The organism is Pseudomonas abieticivorans (assembly GCF_023509015.1).
Lineage (GTDB): Bacteria > Pseudomonadota > Gammaproteobacteria > Pseudomonadales > Pseudomonadaceae > Aquipseudomonas > Aquipseudomonas abieticivorans.
On the sequence record NZ_CP094975.1, the window covers coordinates 3,217,501 to 3,234,753 of the forward strand.

12 protein-coding genes, 4 tRNA genes and 2 rRNA genes (1 of these 18 only partly in view) are annotated in these 17,253 nt (G+C 56.5%); all 18 read left to right on the forward strand.

Annotation, left to right across the window (positions count from 1 at the left end; all coding sequences use genetic code 11):
* Positions 1 to 1,518: ribosomal RNA gene (locus L9B60_RS14610) — 23S ribosomal RNA — on the forward strand; it begins 1,375 nt to the left of the window's first position.
* Between the two features lie 137 nt (positions 1,519 to 1,655).
* Positions 1,656 to 1,771 (forward strand): 5S ribosomal RNA (gene rrf / locus L9B60_RS14615).
* Between the two features lie 223 nt (positions 1,772 to 1,994).
* A complete protein-coding gene (birA, locus tag L9B60_RS14620) occupies positions 1,995 to 2,954 on the forward strand; it encodes a bifunctional biotin--[acetyl-CoA-carboxylase] ligase/biotin operon repressor BirA (RefSeq protein ID WP_249679505.1) in 960 nt (319 codons plus the stop codon).
* Entirely contained in the window at positions 2,944 to 3,693 is a 750-nt protein-coding gene (locus tag L9B60_RS14625; protein WP_249679506.1) for a pantothenate kinase, read from the forward strand. Before birA ends, L9B60_RS14625 begins: the two co-directional genes overlap by 11 nt.
* 8 nt (positions 3,694 to 3,701) lie before the next feature.
* Positions 3,702 to 4,142, forward strand: a complete 441-nt coding sequence (locus tag L9B60_RS14630; protein ID WP_249679508.1) for a hypothetical protein — start codon at positions 3,702 to 3,704, stop codon at positions 4,140 to 4,142.
* A gap of 145 nt (positions 4,143 to 4,287) precedes the next feature.
* A tRNA-Tyr gene (locus L9B60_RS14635) sits at positions 4,288 to 4,372 on the forward strand.
* A gap of 23 nt (positions 4,373 to 4,395) precedes the next feature.
* Positions 4,396 to 4,469: transfer RNA gene (locus L9B60_RS14640), tRNA-Gly, on the forward strand.
* Between the two features lie 26 nt (positions 4,470 to 4,495).
* Positions 4,496 to 4,571, forward strand: a tRNA-Thr gene (locus L9B60_RS14645).
* A 95-nt stretch (positions 4,572 to 4,666) separates the two neighbouring features.
* Positions 4,667 to 4,742 (forward strand) — tRNA-Trp (locus tag L9B60_RS14650).
* 45 nt (positions 4,743 to 4,787) lie between these two features.
* Positions 4,788 to 5,156, forward strand: a complete 369-nt coding sequence (gene secE, locus L9B60_RS14655; RefSeq protein WP_249679509.1) for a preprotein translocase subunit SecE — start codon at positions 4,788 to 4,790, stop codon at positions 5,154 to 5,156.
* 9 nt (positions 5,157 to 5,165) lie between these two features.
* Positions 5,166 to 5,699 (forward strand): transcription termination/antitermination protein NusG, encoded by a 534-nt coding sequence (nusG, locus tag L9B60_RS14660; RefSeq protein WP_008374189.1) that lies wholly within the window; start codon positions 5,166 to 5,168, stop codon positions 5,697 to 5,699.
* A 117-nt stretch (positions 5,700 to 5,816) separates the two neighbouring features.
* Positions 5,817 to 6,248 (forward strand): 50S ribosomal protein L11, encoded by a 432-nt coding sequence (rplK, locus tag L9B60_RS14665; protein ID WP_249679510.1) that lies wholly within the window; start codon positions 5,817 to 5,819, stop codon positions 6,246 to 6,248.
* The gene (gene rplA / locus L9B60_RS14670) at positions 6,248 to 6,943 is read left to right on the forward strand and encodes a 50S ribosomal protein L1 (RefSeq protein ID WP_249679511.1); all 696 of its coding nucleotides are present in this window, start codon (positions 6,248 to 6,250) and stop codon (positions 6,941 to 6,943) included. Before rplK ends, rplA begins: the two co-directional genes overlap by 1 nt.
* A gap of 200 nt (positions 6,944 to 7,143) precedes the next feature.
* The gene (gene rplJ / locus L9B60_RS14675; RefSeq protein WP_249679512.1) at positions 7,144 to 7,644 is read left to right on the forward strand and encodes a 50S ribosomal protein L10; all 501 of its coding nucleotides are present in this window, start codon (positions 7,144 to 7,146) and stop codon (positions 7,642 to 7,644) included.
* Between the two features lie 76 nt (positions 7,645 to 7,720).
* Positions 7,721 to 8,086 carry a 50S ribosomal protein L7/L12 gene (rplL, locus tag L9B60_RS14680; protein ID WP_024687037.1) on the forward strand — a complete coding sequence of 122 codons (366 nt, stop codon included), beginning with the start codon at positions 7,721 to 7,723 and terminating at the stop codon, positions 8,084 to 8,086.
* A gap of 221 nt (positions 8,087 to 8,307) precedes the next feature.
* Entirely contained in the window at positions 8,308 to 12,381 is a 4,074-nt protein-coding gene (gene rpoB / locus L9B60_RS14685; protein WP_249679513.1) for a DNA-directed RNA polymerase subunit beta, read from the forward strand.
* Positions 12,382 to 12,445: 64 nt separating this feature from the next.
* Complete coding sequence (rpoC, locus tag L9B60_RS14690; protein WP_249679514.1) at positions 12,446 to 16,645, forward strand: DNA-directed RNA polymerase subunit beta'; 4,200 nt, start codon at positions 12,446 to 12,448, stop codon at positions 16,643 to 16,645.
* Between the two features lie 220 nt (positions 16,646 to 16,865).
* Positions 16,866 to 17,237: a 30S ribosomal protein S12 gene (rpsL, locus tag L9B60_RS14695; RefSeq protein ID WP_002555494.1), complete on the forward strand. Its 372-nt coding sequence runs from the start codon at positions 16,866 to 16,868 to the stop codon at positions 17,235 to 17,237.
* Positions 17,238 to 17,253 lie beyond the last annotated feature (16 nt).

Sequence of the window (17,253 nt, forward strand, 5' to 3'; positions counted from 1 at the left end):
CAGGTTAATATTCCTGTACTTCTGGTTATTGCGATGGAGGGACGGAGAAGGCTAGGCCAGCTTGGCGTTGGTTGTCCAAGTTTAAGGTGGTAGGCTGGAATCTTAGGTAAATCCGGGATTCTAAGGCCGAGAGCTGATGACGAGTTGCCATTAGGCGACGAAGTGGTTGATGCCATGCTTCCAAGAAAAGCTTCTAAGCTTCAGGTAACCAGGAACCGTACCCCAAACCGACACAGGTGGTTGGGTAGAGAATACCAAGGCGCTTGAGAGAACTCGGGTGAAGGAACTAGGCAAAATGGCACCGTAACTTCGGGAGAAGGTGCGCCGGTGAGGGTGAAGGACTTGCTCCGTAAGCTCATGCCGGTCGAAGATACCAGGCCGCTGCGACTGTTTATTAAAAACACAGCACTCTGCAAACACGAAAGTGGACGTATAGGGTGTGACGCCTGCCCGGTGCCGGAAGGTTAATTGATGGGGTTAGCTAACGCGAAGCTCTTGATCGAAGCCCCGGTAAACGGCGGCCGTAACTATAACGGTCCTAAGGTAGCGAAATTCCTTGTCGGGTAAGTTCCGACCTGCACGAATGGCGTAACGATGGCGGCGCTGTCTCCACCCGAGACTCAGTGAAATTGAAATCGCTGTGAAGATGCAGTGTATCCGCGGCTAGACGGAAAGACCCCGTGAACCTTTACTATAGCTTTGCACTGGACTTTGAATTTGCTTGTGTAGGATAGGTGGGAGGCTTTGAAGCGTGGACGCCAGTTCGCGTGGAGCCAACCTTGAAATACCACCCTGGCAACTTTGAGGTTCTAACTCAGGTCCGTTATCCGGATCGAGGACAGTGTATGGTGGGTAGTTTGACTGGGGCGGTCTCCTCCTAAAGAGTAACGGAGGAGTACGAAGGTGCGCTCAGACCGGTCGGAAATCGGTCGTAGAGTATAAAGGCAAAAGCGCGCTTGACTGCGAGACAGACACGTCGAGCAGGTACGAAAGTAGGTCTTAGTGATCCGGTGGTTCTGTATGGAAGGGCCATCGCTCAACGGATAAAAGGTACTCCGGGGATAACAGGCTGATACCGCCCAAGAGTTCATATCGACGGCGGTGTTTGGCACCTCGATGTCGGCTCATCACATCCTGGGGCTGAAGCCGGTCCCAAGGGTATGGCTGTTCGCCATTTAAAGTGGTACGCGAGCTGGGTTTAGAACGTCGTGAGACAGTTCGGTCCCTATCTGCCGTGGACGTTTGAGATTTGAGAGGGGCTGCTCCTAGTACGAGAGGACCGGAGTGGACGAACCTCTGGTGTTCCGGTTGTCACGCCAGTGGCATTGCCGGGTAGCTATGTTCGGGAAAGATAACCGCTGAAAGCATCTAAGCGGGAAACTTGCCTCAAGATGAGATCTCACTGGAACCTTGAGTTCCCTAAAGGGCCGTCGAAGACTACGACGTTGATAGGTTGGGTGTGTAAGCGCTGTGAGGCGTTGAGCTAACCAATACTAATTGCCCGTGAGGCTTGACCATATAACACCCAAGCAATTTGAGTCGAAACGACCAGATTGCGGTGTTGTGAAGACGCATTATCCGAAAATTTGTAACTCACAAACATCACATACCCGATTCGCTGGAGTGCCCGCAACGGCATCCTGGCTACAGAATTTCTTGACGACCATAGAGCATTGGAACCACCTGATCCCATCCCGAACTCAGCAGTGAAACGATGCATCGCCGATGGTAGTGTGGGGTTTCCCCATGTGAGAGTAGGTCATCGTCAAGATTAAATTCCGAAACCCCCATCTGCTAACGCAGGTGGGGGTTTTGTCTTTTCTGGCCTGGTGGATGTGTGGTGACCTTTTCGCGGATGAATCCGCTCCTACAAGAGCGGATTGATCCGCGAAAAGGCCACCGCACAGTCCCAGGCGCGCCGCGCCCCGAGCGTTTTCTATGCAATTCCCGCCCCGATAGCTATCATGCGTGCCTCATTCCGAGGCGTTAGTACCATGTTGACGTTGTTGAAACTTCTCAAGGATGGGCGCTTCCATTCCGGCCAGGCCCTGGGCGCGGCGCTGGGTGTCAGTCGCAGTGCCGTCTGGAAGCAACTGCAGTTGCTGGAGGCAGAACTCAGCCTGCCTATCCATAAGGTCAGGGGCCGCGGCTATCAGTTGTCGGCACCGCTGTCACTGCTCGATGAGGCAGAAATTCAACGCTTCAGCGCAGGCGAGCATTGGCCTGTACGTATTCTCGACAGCGTCGACTCGACTAACGCCGAGGCCCTGCGAGCGGTCGATCAGGGCATCGACGCACCGCTTCTGGTGCTGGCCGAGCGCCAGACCGCAGGCCGAGGCCGCCGTGGCAGGAAGTGGGTCAGCCCGTTTGCCGAAAACCTCTATTACAGTCTGGTGTTGCGTATAGAAGGTGGCATGCGCCAGCTCGAGGGGCTTAGCCTCGTGGTAGGCCTGGCGGTCTTGCAGGTGCTGCGTGAGCAAGGTATCGCGGCAGCAGGCCTTAAGTGGCCCAATGACGTGTTGGTGGGTAAGCGTAAGATTGCCGGCATTCTCCTGGAGTTGGTCGGCGACCCGGCAGATGTGTGCCATGTGGTGCTGGGCATCGGCATCAATGTAAACATGCGCTCCACCGAAGAAGTCGACCAAGAGTGGACGTCGGTGCAACTGGAAGCCGGCAAGCAGGTCGATCGTAATCAACTGGTCGCGCTGCTCAGTGCGCAGTTGGGCGATTACCTGGAGCGACATCGTGCCGGTGGCTTTGCGGCGATCCAGGCAGAGTGGGAGGCGAACCACCTATGGCAGGGCAGGGCGGTCTCTCTGATTGCCGGCGCCAATCAGGTCGATGGAGTGGTGTTGGGCATAGATCAGCAAGGGGCATTGCGCTTGAAAGTGGGCGACGTCGAAAAAAGTTTCAGTGGTGGCGAGTTGAGCCTGAGGTTGCGTGATGATTCTTGAGCTGGACTGCGGGAACAGCTTCATCAAATGGCGGGTTATCGAGCGCGACACCAGCCAGCTGGTATCGGGAGGCGTTGTCGATTCGGACCAGGCGCTGCTCGACGCGCTGTCATCCGTGCCGGGATTACTGCTGAGCCACTGTCGCCTGGTCAGTGTCAGAAACGAAGAGGAGACGCGCCGGCTCACTGACAGATTAGCGGCGGTCCATCATGTTGATCCCAAGCTCGCGACCCCTGCCAAATCTTTCGCCGGGGTGCGTAACGGCTATGACGAGTTCGAGCGCCTGGGCCTGGACCGTTGGTTGGCCGTGCTGGGCGGTTACAAGCTGGCACAAGGCGCTTGCGTGGTCATTGACTTGGGGACGGCCATCACTTCGGATTTCGTCGCCGTCGACGGCGAGCACCTGGGCGGTTTCATTTGCCCCGGCATGCCGCTGATGCGCAACCAGTTGCGTACCCATACCCGCAAGATTCGCTATGACGATCAGTCGGCTGAGCAAGCCCTGGGTAACCTGATGCCCGGGCGCTCGACGGTCGAAGCGGTGGAGCGCGGTTGTACGCTGATGATGCGCGGCTTTGTATTGACCCAGGTCGAGCGCGCCACTTCGCTGTGGGGCAGCGACTTCACGTTGTTCCTGACCGGTGGGGATGCGGGCTTGGTGAGTGATGTGTCCCCGGCTGCCCGCGTGGTGCCGGATCTGGTGTTTGTTGGCTTGGCCATGGCGTGCCCGTTGTCCTGAGGTTTTTTATGCGCTGGTTATTTCTGTTGTTGCTTGTACTCAACGGCTTTTATTTTGTGTGGCACCAACAGGAGGCGCCGCTGCGGGCCAAAGAGATTGCGCCGTTGTCGCTCTATAAGGGTAGCCACCAGGATATTCGCCTGCTCAGCGAATCCAAGGGCGAGGCTTCGCGCGATGCGGCGCCGGCGGATCAGCAGGAAACCTGCCTTTACCTGGGGGGCTTTGCCAAGCCAGATTCCCTGGTAGCGCTTCAGCAGCGCTTGGCAAGCCTAGACATTGCCTCCCAGGCGCAGGTGATCAAGGGGGCGGATGGGGCGCGTCACTGGCTGCAAATTGCCCCGCAAAGCCAGCGTTTGCTGGACGATACCCTTGTCGACAGTCTTTCCCATGATTTCAATGACTTAAAGCATGAAATAATGCGGTGCGAAGGTGTTGCAACTGGCGAATAGTTTGAATAGAATGGCGCCCGCTCCACAGTGATGATGTAGATGGCCGGTCACTGAGGGGTTCTGTCAGAAGTAGCTAACCTCAAGATTTAATTGAGAAAATGCTTGACAGAGGGATGGCAGAGGTTGATAATGCCGCCCACGTTCAGGAGGGGTTCCCGAGCGGCCAAAGGGATCAGACTGTAAATCTGACGTCTACGACTTCGAAGGTTCGAATCCTTCCCCCTCCACCAATTTAGCGTGAGCAGCAAGCTCCGCGGGTATAGTTTAGTGGTAGAACCTCAGCCTTCCAAGCTGATGATGCGGGTTCGATTCCCGCTACCCGCTCCAAGTTTGCTGGTTGTGCAAAGTGTTTCGCTCTTGTAGCTCAGTTGGTAGAGCACACCCTTGGTAAGGGTGAGGTCAGCGGTTCAAATCCGCTCAAGAGCTCCATTACTCAGGCAGATATGAAAATATCTGCCTTTGTTTTATAAGTGGTTGAAATAGCTTATTCAGATCGGCATAATGGTCGGCCTGATTATGTTTTTAGGTCAGTAGCTCAATTGGCAGAGCGACGGTCTCCAAAACCGTAGGTTGGGGGTTCGATTCCCTCCTGACCTGCCAGATTCACACGGTGTGTCTGGCTTTCTTTTCACAGGATCCTCCTAGATGACTCCCAAGGCTGAAGCCCAAGACTCTCGTTTTGATTTGCTCAAGTGGCTGGTTGTTGTCGCTTTGGTGGTCGTTGGCGTTGTCGGAAATCACCACTTCTCCGCGTCGCCGCTCCTGTACCGGGTGCTAGCGCTTCTCGTCATTGCTGGTGTTGCTGCCTTTGTAGGTTTGCAAACTGCCAAAGGCAAGTCGTTCTTTATCCTGGCAAAGGAAGCTCGTACAGAAATCCGTAAAGTCGTTTGGCCGACTCGCCAAGAGACCACTCAGACCACGCTGATCGTAGTGGCGGTCGTTCTGGTCATGGCGTTGCTGCTGTGGGGTCTTGACTCCCTGCTCGGCTGGCTTGTTTCCTTGATTGTTGGCTAAGGGTGTCCCGTGGCTAAGCGTTGGTACGTTGTGCATGCCTACTCGGGTTACGAGAAGCATGTTATGCGCTCTTTGGTTGAGCGTGTAAAGCTGGCTGGCATGGAAGACGGCTTTGGCGAAATTCTGGTCCCCACTGAAGAAGTGGTTGAAATGCGCAATGGCCAGAAGCGCAAAAGCGAACGTAAGTTCTTCCCAGGCTATGTGCTGGTGCAGATGGAAATGAACGAGGGTACTTGGCACTTGGTCAAGGACACTCCTCGCGTCATGGGCTTCATCGGTGGTACTGCCGATAAGCCTGCACCGATCACCGACAAGGAAGCTGAAGCTATCCTGCGTCGTGTTGCTGATGGTAGCGACAAGCCTAAGCCTAAGACTCTGTTCGAGCCAGGTGAGGTTGTTCGGGTGACCGATGGTCCGTTCGCGGATTTCAACGGCACTGTCGAAGAAGTCAACTACGAAAAGAGCCGGATCCAAGTGGCCGTGCTTATTTTCGGACGCTCTACCCCGGTAGAGCTCGAGTTCAGTCAGGTCGAAAAGGTCTAACTGAAGACAGATCCCATGCCCCGCAGGCGTAAGCTGCGGGGTTTTGTCGTCTCTGGGATAAAACGCAAGCAACCGGGGAGCCTCTTTTGGCGCTCGTACCCGATATTGGAGTAGCTCATGGCTAAGAAAATCACGGCTTACATCAAGCTGCAAGTAAAGGCCGGCCAGGCCAACCCTAGCCCGCCCGTCGGCCCGGCTCTGGGTCAACATGGTGTTAACATCATGGAATTCTGCAAGGCCTTCAACGCCCGTACTCAGGGTCAAGAAGCCGGCCTGCCGACTCCAGTTATCATCACTGTTTACAGTGACCGTAGCTTCACCTTCGAAACCAAAAGCACCCCAGCTTCGGTTTTGCTGAAAAAAGCTGCTGGCTTGACCAGCGGTTCCGCACGTCCGAACACCGTTAAAGTCGGTACCGTGACCCGTGCTCAGCTGGAAGATATCGCTAAAGCCAAAAACGCGGACCTGACTGCCGCTGACCTGGACGCAGCCGTGCGCACCATCGCCGGTTCTGCTCGTTCCATGGGCCTCAACGTGGAGGGTGTGTAATGGCTAAGCTGACCAAGCGTCAACAGGCTATCGCCGGCAAAATCGAAGCAGGCAAGTCCTACAACTTCGAAGAGGCCGCAAAACTGCTGGCCGAGCTGTCGACCGTCAAGTTCAGCGAGTCGTTCGACGTCGCTGTGAACCTGGGCGTTGACCCACGTAAATCCGACCAGGTCGTACGTAGCGCTACTGTGCTGCCACACGGCACTGGCAAGACTGTACGTGTTGCTGTCTTCACCCAGGGTCCAGCTGCTGAAGCTGCTCTGGCTGCCGGCGCTGATCGCGTTGGTATGGACGACCTGGCTGCCGAAATGAAAGGCGGCGACCTGAACTATGACGTGGTTATCGCATCCCCGGATGCCATGCGCGTTGTCGGTCAACTGGGTCAGATCCTGGGCCCACGCGGCCTGATGCCTAACCCTAAAGTCGGCACCGTAACGCCAGACGTAGCCACCGCGGTTAAAAACGCCAAGGCTGGTCAGGTTCGTTATCGCACCGACAAAAACGGCATCATCCACACTTCCGTTGGCAAGATCGGCTTCGATGCCATCAAGCTGAAGGAAAACGTTGAAGCTCTGATCGCTGACCTCAAGCGTATCAAGCCAGCTTCCTCGAAAGGTATCTACGTCAAGCGCGTCACCCTGAGCACCACCATGGGCCCAGGCCTGGTCATCGACCAGGGTTCCCTGGACGCGTAAGACTGAAGTAGAGGCGAGCGATCGCCTCTGCTGTACAAAATTGGGGTCCCTGCTTTGCGGGGGCTATCCAAGACCGTAGGCGACGCAAGTCTTAAACCACAAGCCTACGCAGATGGTGCTCCCGGTTCCTTACCGAACTAGACACCAAAACGACATCCGGCCTAGGCCAGATGAAACGGTAACAAGCAGGAGTTAAACCCGTGGCAATTAAACTCGAAGACAAGAAGGCCATCGTCGCTGAAGTCAACGAGGCTGCCAAAGCTGCTCTGTCCGCTGTCGTGGCTGATGCCCGTGGTGTGACAGTAGGCGCTATGACCGGACTCCGTAAAGAGGCTCGTGAAGCTGGCGTATACGTACGTGTCGTACGTAACACCCTGCTCAAGCGCGCTGTTGCCGACACTGAATACAGTGTCCTCAACGACGTGTTCACCGGCCCGACCTTGATCGCTTTCTCCAAAGAACATCCGGGCGCTGCTGCTCGTATCTTCAAAGAGTTCGCGAAAGGTCAGGATAAGTTCGAGATCAAGGCAGCTGCGTTCGAGGGCAAGTTCCTCGCAGCTAATCAGATCGACGTACTGGCAAGCTTGCCGACCCGTAACGAAGCTATTTCCCAGCTGATGAGCGTGATTCAAGGCGCCACCAGCAAATTGGCTCGTACTCTGGCGGCAATCCGCGATTCCAAGGAAGCTGCTGCAGCCTAAGGCCGCACGCTACCGTAATCGCGCTTTTTTGTTTATTTCGATGGCCGCGTAGGCCATCCCAAAATCAGGAATTAGCATGTCTATCTCTCAAGACGATATCCTCAACGCCGTAGCTGAAATGTCCGTTCTGCAGGTTGTTGAGCTGATCAAAGCTTTCGAAGAAAAATTCGGTGTTACCGCTGCTGCTGCATCGGCCGGTCCTGCCGCTGCTGCCGCTGTTGTTGAAGAGCAAACCGAATTCAACGTCATGCTGCTGGAAGCTGGCGAGAAGAAAGTTAACGTGATCAAGGCTGTACGTGAACTGACCGGTCTGGGCCTGAAAGAAGCCAAGGCAGTCGTTGACGGCGCTCCAGCCATGGTTCTGGAAGCTGTTGCCAAAGACGCAGCTGACAAAGCCAAAGCAACTCTGGAAGAAGCAGGCGCTAAAGTCGAGCTGAAGTAAGCATCGACTTTGCGTCTCCAGCCTGAGCGTCAAGCTTGCGGCTGATGGCTGGTGGCTCATGCCACCGGCCTTTTTCCGTTACTGGCAGCCGACTCGGTTGGTGCTGGTAACGTGTTGTAAACCACCCTGTGCGGTGGCGCAAACCAAGGGGTTTGCACGATTTTCTGGCTGCTCCCGTCGGGAGGGGCCAAACAAGCAGGTGACCAAGCTGGGGAACGCTGATGGCTTACTCATACACTGAGAAAAAACGTATCCGCAAGGACTTTAGCAAGTTGCCGGACGTCATGGACGTACCGTACCTCTTGGCTATCCAGCTGGATTCGTATCGCGAATTCTTGCAGGCGGGCGCGACCAAGGACCAGTTCCGTGACGTCGGTCTGCATGCGGCCTTCAAATCCGTTTTCCCGATCATCAGCTACTCCGGCAACGCTGCTTTGGAGTACGTTGGTTATCGCCTGGGCGAACCGGCTTTTGATGTCAAAGAATGCGTGTTGCGTGGCGTAACGTACGCCGTACCTTTGCGGGTAAAAGTACGCTTGATCATTTTCGACAAAGAATCGTCGAACAAAGCGATCAAGGACATCAAAGAGCAAGAAGTCTACATGGGGGAAATTCCCCTGATGACCGAGAACGGCACCTTTGTAATCAACGGTACCGAGCGCGTCATCGTTTCCCAGTTGCACCGTTCGCCAGGTGTGTTCTTCGACCACGACCGTGGCAAGACGCACAGCTCGGGCAAACTGTTGTACTCGGCTCGCATCATTCCTTACCGCGGTTCGTGGCTGGACTTCGAGTTCGATCCGAAAGACTGTGTATTCGTCCGTATCGACCGTCGTCGCAAACTGCCTGCGTCCGTACTGCTGCGCGCGCTGGGTTATAGCACCGAGGAAGTTCTCGATGCGTTCTACACCACCAACGTATTCCACGTTCAAGGCGAAAACCTGAACCTGGAGCTGGTGCCTCATCGCCTGCGTGGTGAAATTGCCGCCCTGGATATCCTGGACGACAAAGGCAAGGTCATCGTAGAGCAAGGCCGTCGTATCACTGCCCGTCACATCAACCAGTTGGAAAAAGCCGGCATCAAGACGCTGGAAGTTCCGCTGGACTACGTGCTGGGTCGTACCTCTGCCAAGGCCATCGTTCACCCGGCAACCGGTGAAATCCTGGCTGAATGCAACACCGAGCTGAACACCGAGATCCTGGCCAAGATTGCCAAGGCTCAGGTTGTCCGTATCGAAACGTTGTACACCAACGACATCGACTGCGGTCCGTTCATCTCCGACACCCTGAAGATCGACTCCACCAGCAACCAATTGGAAGCGCTGGTAGAGATCTATCGCATGATGCGTCCTGGCGAGCCGCCAACCAAGGATGCCGCCGAGACCCTGTTCAACAACCTGTTCTTCAGCCCTGAGCGCTATGACCTGTCTGCGGTCGGCCGGATGAAGTTCAACCGTCGTATCGGTCGCACCGAGATCGAAGGTTCGGGCGTGTTGAGCAAAGACGACATCGTTGCCGTGCTGAAGACCCTGGTCGACATCCGTAACGGCAAAGGCATCGTCGATGACATCGACCACCTGGGTAACCGTCGTGTTCGCTGCGTAGGCGAAATGGCCGAGAACCAGTTCCGCGTTGGCCTGGTGCGTGTAGAGCGCGCGGTCAAAGAGCGTCTGTCGATGGCTGAAAGCGAAGGCCTGATGCCGCAAGACCTGATCAACGCCAAGCCGGTAGCGGCCGCGGTGAAAGAGTTCTTCGGTTCCAGCCAGCTGTCGCAGTTCATGGACCAGAACAACCCGCTGTCCGAGATCACCCACAAGCGCCGTGTTTCGGCACTTGGCCCGGGCGGTCTGACCCGTGAACGCGCAGGCTTCGAAGTCCGTGACGTACACCCGACGCACTACGGTCGTGTTTGCCCGATCGAAACGCCGGAAGGTCCGAACATCGGTCTGATCAACTCCCTGGCCGCTTATGCGCGCACCAACCAGTACGGCTTCCTGGAAAGCCCGTACCGTGTGGTGAAAGACGCTCTGGTCACCGACGAGATCGTGTTCCTGTCCGCCATCGAAGAAGCTGATCACGTGATCGCTCAGGCTTCGGCCACGATGAACGACAAGAAAGTCCTGATCGACGAGCTGGTAGCGGTACGTCACCTGAACGAATTCACCGTGAAAGCGCCTGAAGACGTGACGCTGATGGACGTTTCTCCGAAGCAGGTAGTTTCGGTTGCAGCTTCCCTGATCCCGTTCCTCGAGCACGATGACGCCAACCGTGCGTTGATGGGTTCGAACATGCAGCGCCAGGCTGTTCCGACACTGCGTTCGGACAAGCCGCTGGTGGGTACCGGCATGGAACGCAACGTGGCTCGCGACTCCGGCGTTTGCGTCGTGGCTCGTCGTGGCGGCGTGATCGACTCGGTCGATGCTTCCCGTATTGTGGTGCGTGTTGCCGATGACGAAGTAGAGCCGGGCGAAGCCGGTGTCGACATCTACAACCTGACCAAATACACCCGCTCGAACCAGAACACCTGCATCAACCAGCGCCCGCTGGTTCGCAAGGGTGATCGCGTTCAGCGCAGCGACATCATGGCTGACGGCCCGTCGACCGATATGGGTGAGCTGGCTCTGGGCCAGAACATGCGCATCGCGTTCATGGCCTGGAACGGTTACAACTTCGAAGACTCCATTCTCCTGTCGGAGCGTGTAGTTCAGGAAGACCGTTTCACCACGATCCACATTCAGGAACTGACCTGTGTGGCACGTGACACCAAGCTTGGGCCAGAGGAAATCACTGCAGACATCCCGAACGTGGGTGAAGCTGCACTGAACAAGCTGGACGAAGCCGGTATCGTATACGTAGGTGCCGAAGTAGGCGCAGGCGACATCCTGGTGGGCAAGGTCACTCCGAAAGGCGAGACCCAGCTGACTCCGGAAGAAAAACTGCTGCGTGCCATCTTTGGTGAAAAAGCCAGCGACGTTAAAGACACTTCCCTGCGCGTGCCGACCGGTACCAAGGGTACTGTCATCGACGTACAGGTCTTCACTCGCGACGGCGTTGAGCGTGATGCTCGTGCCTTGTCGATCGAGAAGAGCCAGCTGGACGAGATCCGCAAGGATCTGAACGAAGAGTTCCGTATTGTTGAAGGCGCAACCTTCGAGCGTCTGCGCTCGGCACTGGTTGGCCAGATCGTTGACGGCGGTGCAGGCCTGAAAAAAGGTCTGGAAATCACCAACGAGATCCTCGACAACCTTGAGCACGGGCAGTGGTTCAAACTGCGCATGGCTGAAGATGCTCTGAACGAGCAGCTCGAGCGGGCCCAGGCCTACATCGTTGACCGTCGCCGTCTGCTGGACGACAAGTTCGAAGACAAGAAGCGCAAACTGCAGCAGGGCGATGACCTGGCTCCAGGCGTGCTGAAAATCGTCAAGGTTTACCTGGCAATCCGTCGTCGCATCCAGCCGGGCGACAAGATGGCCGGTCGTCACGGTAACAAAGGTGTGGTCTCTGTGATCATGCCGGTTGAAGACATGCCACACGATGCCTATGGCACTCCGGTGGACGTGGTTCTCAACCCGTTGGGCGTACCTTCGCGTATGAACGTTGGTCAGATTCTTGAAACCCACCTGGGCCTCGCGGCCAAGGGCTTGGGCGAGAAGATCAACCGTATGGTCGAAGAGCAGCGTAAAGTATCCGAACTGCGCTCCTTCCTGCACCAGATCTATAACGAGATCGGTGGTCGTCAGGAAAGCCTCGATGACTTCTCCGACCAGGAAATCCTGGACCTGGTGAAGAACCTGAAAGGCGGCGTGCCAATGGCCACTCCGGTGTTCGATGGTGCGAAGGAAAGCGAGATCAAGGCCATGCTGAAACTGGCAGACCTGCCAGAAAGCGGCCAGATGCAGCTGTTCGACGGTCGTACCGGCAACAAGTTCGAGCGTCCGGTTACCGTTGGCTACATGTACATGCTGAAACTGAACCACTTGGTGGACGACAAGATGCACGCGCGTTCCACTGGTTCGTACAGCCTGGTTACCCAGCAGCCGCTGGGTGGTAAGGCTCAGTTCGGTGGTCAGCGTTTCGGGGAGATGGAGGTCTGGGCACTGGAAGCATACGGCGCCGCCTACACCCTGCAAGAAATGCTCACAGTGAAGTCGGACGATGTGAACGGTCGAACCAAGATGTACAAAAACATCGTGGACGGCGATCACCGTATGGAGCCGGGCATGCCCGAGTCCTTCAACGTGTTGATCAAAGAGATTCGTTCCCTCGGTATCGATATCGATCTGGAAACCGAATAACACGCGACGCGAATCGGGAGTGGGCCCTTAAAGCCCGCTCCCTGCTCCGCCAGGAGGAAAGGCCTTGAAAGACCTACTGAATTTGCTGAAAAACCAGGGTCAAGTCGAAGAGTTTGACGCAATCCGTATCGGGTTGGCGTCGCCTGAGATGATCCGTTCGTGGTCGTTCGGTGAAGTTAAAAAGCCGGAAACCATCAACTACCGTACGTTCAAGCCTGAGCGTGACGGCCTGTTCTGCGCCAAGATCTTTGGCCCAGTCAAGGACTACGAGTGCCTGTGCGGTAAGTACAAGCGCCTGAAACACCGTGGCGTGATCTGCGAGAAGTGCGGCGTTGAAGTTGCACTGGCCAAGGTTCGTCGTGAGCGCATGGCGCACATCGAACTGGCTTCGCCGGTTGCCCACATCTGGTTCCTGAAGTCCCTGCCGTCGCGTATCGGCTTGCTGATGGACATGACCCTGCGTGATATCGAACGCGTTCTCTACTTCGAGAGCTATGTCGTTATCGACCCGGGCATGACCACCCTTGAAAAAGGCCAGCTGCTGAACGACGAGCAGTACTTCGAAGCCCTCGAAGAGTTCGGTGATGACTTCGACGCCCGCATGGGTGCAGAAGCTGTCCGTGAACTGCTGCACGCGATTGACCTGGAGCACGAGATTGGCCGCTTGCGCGAAGAGATTCCGCAAACCAACTCGGAAACCAAGATCAAGAAGCTGTCCAAGCGCCTGAAGTTGATGGAAGCCTTCCAGGGTTCCGGCAACCTGCCTGAGTGGATGGTGTTGACCGTTCTGCCGGTTCTGCCGCCAGATCTGCGTCCACTGGTCCCACTGGATGGCGGTCGTTTCGCGACTTCCGACCTCAACGATCTGTATCGTCGAGTGATCAACCGTAACAACCGTTTGAAGCGTCTGCTGGACCTGTCGGCTCCTGACATCATCGTGCGCAACGAAAAGCGCATGCTGCAGGAAGCGGTCGATGCCCTGCTGGACAACGGTCGTCGCGGTCGCGCCATCACCGGTTCCAACAAGCGCCCTCTGAAATCCCTGGCTGACATGATCAAGGGTAAGCAAGGTCGTTTCCGTCAGAACTTGCTCGGTAAGCGCGTTGACTACTCGGGTCGTTCGGTAATTACCGTAGGTCCGGCCCTGCGCCTGCACCAGTGCGGTCTGCCGAAGAAGATGGCACTCGAGCTGTTCAAGCCGTTCATTTTCGGCAAGCTGGAAATGCGTGGTCTGGCGACCACCATCAAAGCGGCCAAGAAAATGGTCGAGCGCGAACTGCCAGAGGTTTGGGACGTTCTCGCCGAAGTGATTCGCGAACACCCAGTGCTGCTCAACCGTGCACCGACCCTTCACCGTCTGGGTATCCAGGCGTTTGAACCAGTACTGATCGAAGGTAAGGCTATCCAGCTGCACCCTCTGGTCTGTGCTGCGTACAACGCCGACTTCGACGGCGACCAGATGGCGGTACACGTACCGTTGACCCTGGAAGCCCAGCTCGAAGCCCGTGCGCTGATGATGTCGACCAACAACATCCTGTCGCCAGCCAACGGTGAGCCAATCATCGTTCCGTCGCAGGACGTTGTACTGGGTCTGTACTACATGACCCGTGAAGCGATCAACGCCAAGGGCGAAGGCCGCGTATTCGCGGACCTGCAGGAAGTCGACCGCGTATTCCGCGCCGGCGAGGCAGCCCTGCACGCCAAGATCAAGGTTCGTATCAACGAAACCGTCAATGATCGTGATGGTGGCAGCGTCAAGAACACCCGTATCGTCGACACCACTGTCGGCCGTGCGCTGTTGTTCCAGGTGGTTCCGGCCGGCCTGTCCTACGACGTCGTCAACCAGCCGATGAAGAAGAAGGCGATCTCCAAGCTGATCAACCAGTGCTACCGCGTGGTTGGTTTGAAAGAGACCGTGATCTTCGCTGACCAGTTGATGTACACCGGTTTTGCCTACTCGACGATTTCGGGTGTTTCCATCGGCGTTAACGACTTCGTTATCCCGGATGAGAAAGCTCGCATCATCGGCGCCGCTACCGACGAAGTGAAAGAGATCGAAAGCCAATACGCTTCCGGCCTGGTAACCCAGGGCGAGAAGTACAACAAGGTGATCGACCTCTGGTCCAAGGCGAACGACGAAGTATCCAAGGCGATGATGTCCAACCTCTCGAAAGAGAAGGTTATCGACCGCCATGGCGTCGAAGTCGACCAGGAATCCTTCAACTCGATGTACATGATGGCTGACTCCGGTGCCCGGGGTTCGGCAGCTCAGATTCGTCAGTTGGCCGGTATGCGTGGCCTGATGGCCAAGCCGGACGGCTCGATCATCGAGACGCCGATCACCGCGAACTTCCGTGAAGGTTTGAGCGTACTTCAGTACTTCATCTCCACTCACGGTGCTCGTAAGGGTCTTGCGGATACCGCGTTGAAAACCGCTAACTCCGGTTACCTGACTCGTCGTCTGGTAGACGTGGCGCAAGACTTGGTGGTTACCGAGATCGATTGCGGCACCGAGCAGGGTCTGTTGATGACCCCGCACATCGAAGGCGGCGACGTCGTGGAGCCGTTGGGTGAACGTGTACTGGGTCGTGTCATTGCCCGTGACGTGTTCAAGCCTGGCACCGACGAAGTCATCGTGCCTGCCGGTACGCTGGTGGACGAGCAGTGGGTTGAATTCATCGAGCTGAACAGCATCGACGAAGTGATCGTGCGTTCGCCGATCAGCTGCGAAACCCGCTTCGGTATCTGCGCCAAGTGCTACGGTCGCGATCTGGCCCGTGGTCACCAGGTGAACATCGGTGAAGCGGTCGGCGTTATCGCTGCCCAGTCCATCGGTGAGCCGGGTACCCAGCTGACCATGCGTACGTTCCACATCGGTGGTGCGGCAAGCCGTACTTCCGCTGCTGATAGCGTTCAAGTGAAGAACGGTGGTGTGGTTCGTCTGCACAACCTGAAACACGTTGAGCGTGCTGACGGCAACCTGGTTGCTGTGTCCCGTTCCGGTGAGTTGGCCATCGCTGATGACTTCGGTCGTGAGCGTGAGCGCTACAAGCTGCCGTACGGTGCCGTGATTTCGGTTAAAGAGGGTGACAAGGTCGACGCTGGCGCTATCGTGGCCAAGTGGGACCCGCACACCCACCCAATCGTTACCGAAATGAAAGGTACCGTGACCTACGTGGGCATGGAAGAAGGTATTACGATCAAGCGCCAGACCGACGAATTGACCGGTTTGACCAACATCGAAGTACTGGACGCCAAAGACCGTCCTGCTGCCGGCAAAGAAATTCGCCCAGCGGTCAAGATGGTCGGCGCCGATGGCAAGGATCTGCTGCTGCCAGGTACTGACGTACCGGCCCAGTACTTCCTGCCAGCCAACGCCCTGGTCGGTGTGGCGGATGGTGTGCAAGTGGGTGTGGGTGACGTTATCGCCCGTATTCCACAGGAAACTTCGAAAACCCGTGACATCACCGGTGGTCTGCCGCGTGTTGCCGACCTGTTCGAAGCACGTCGTCCGAAAGAAGCGTCGATTCTGGCCGAAGTCAGCGGCACCATCGCCTTCGGTAAAGAGACCAAGGGCAAGCGCCGCCTGGTCATCACTCCGAACGACGGTACCGATCCGTACGAAGAGCTGATTCCGAAGTGGCGTCACCTGAACGTCTTCGAAGGCGAACAAGTGAACCGCGGCGAAGTTATCTCCGACGGCCCGAGCGATCCGCACGACATCCTGCGTCTGCTGGGTGTGAGCGCGCTGGCGAAGTACATCGTCAACGAGATCCAGGACGTTTACCGTCTGCAAGGCGTTAAGATCAACGACAAGCACATCGAAACCATCCTGCGCCAGATGCTGCGCAAGGTCGAGATTGCCGAGTCGGGTGATTCCAGCTTCATCAAGGGCGACCAGATGGAGTTGACCCATGTGTTGACCGAGAACGAGCGTCTGAGTACTGATGAGAAATTCATCTCCAAGTACACTCGCGTTCTGCTGGGTATCACCAAGGCCTCGCTGTCCACCGAATCGTTCATCTCGGCGGCTTCCTTCCAGGAAACCACTCGAGTGCTGACCGAGGCGGCGGTAACCGGCAAGCGCGATTACCTGCGCGGCCTGAAAGAGAACGTGGTCGTGGGTCGTCTGATCCCGGCCGGTACCGGTTTGGCCTACCACAGCGAGCGTAAGCGCCGCCGTGAAGCAGACAAACCATTGCGCGTAAGCGCAAGCGAAGTCGAAGCAGCACTGACGGAAGCGCTGAACTCCAGCGGTAACTGAGGTCTGATCTAGGCTGAAAGGCGGGGCCCTGGCGTCATCGGTCAACGAGCTAAGACATTTTTTGTCGGAAGTCGTTGATCGCTGATACCGGGGCCTTGTCTTGACTGGGCGCAAGATCCTCTTTAGACTCTTGTACCCCTAAATTTGGTGGGGCTCACGTCCTGCCATTTTGCTTTTCTTGCAAGACAATAGCGTCGCAAGACAACAGTGGAGCTAGTAGATGGCAACTATCAACCAGCTGGTACGTCAGCCGCGTAAGCGTATCGTCGAGAAATCCGACGTACCTGCGCTGCAGAACTGCCCGCAACGTCGTGGCGTGTGCACCCGTGTGTACACCACCACGCCGAAAAAACCTAACTCGGCACTGCGTAAAGTATGCCGTGTGCGCCTGACCAACGGTTTCGAGGTTTCCTCGTACATCGGCGGTGAAGGCCACAACCTGCAAGAGCACAGCGTGGTACTGATCCGCGGCGGTCGTGTAAAAGACTTGCCAGGTGTTCGTTACCACACCGTTCGCGGCTCCCTGGATACCTCCGGCGTTAAAGGTCGTAACCAAGGTCGTTCGAAGTACGGTACCAAGAAGCCTAAGTAGTAGCGGCTTTTTGTAA

What these genes read in the sequence shown, in the direction of transcription:
- birA (WP_249679505.1), top strand. Translation starts at nt 1,995, where the DNA reads ATGTTGACGTTGTTGAAACTTCTCAAGGATGGGCGCTTCCATTCCGGC.
- L9B60_RS14625 (WP_249679506.1), top strand. Translation starts at nt 2,944, where the DNA reads ATGATTCTTGAGCTGGACTGCGGGAACAGCTTCATCAAATGGCGGGTT.
- L9B60_RS14630 (WP_249679508.1), top strand. Translation starts at nt 3,702, where the DNA reads ATGCGCTGGTTATTTCTGTTGTTGCTTGTACTCAACGGCTTTTATTTT.
- secE (WP_249679509.1), top strand. Translation starts at nt 4,788, where the DNA reads ATGACTCCCAAGGCTGAAGCCCAAGACTCTCGTTTTGATTTGCTCAAG.
- rplK (WP_249679510.1), top strand. Translation starts at nt 5,817, where the DNA reads ATGGCTAAGAAAATCACGGCTTACATCAAGCTGCAAGTAAAGGCCGGC.
- rplA (WP_249679511.1), top strand. Translation starts at nt 6,248, where the DNA reads ATGGCTAAGCTGACCAAGCGTCAACAGGCTATCGCCGGCAAAATCGAA.
- rplL (WP_024687037.1), top strand. Translation starts at nt 7,721, where the DNA reads ATGTCTATCTCTCAAGACGATATCCTCAACGCCGTAGCTGAAATGTCC.
- rpoB (WP_249679513.1), top strand. Translation starts at nt 8,308, where the DNA reads ATGGCTTACTCATACACTGAGAAAAAACGTATCCGCAAGGACTTTAGC.
- rpsL (WP_002555494.1), top strand. Translation starts at nt 16,866, where the DNA reads ATGGCAACTATCAACCAGCTGGTACGTCAGCCGCGTAAGCGTATCGTC.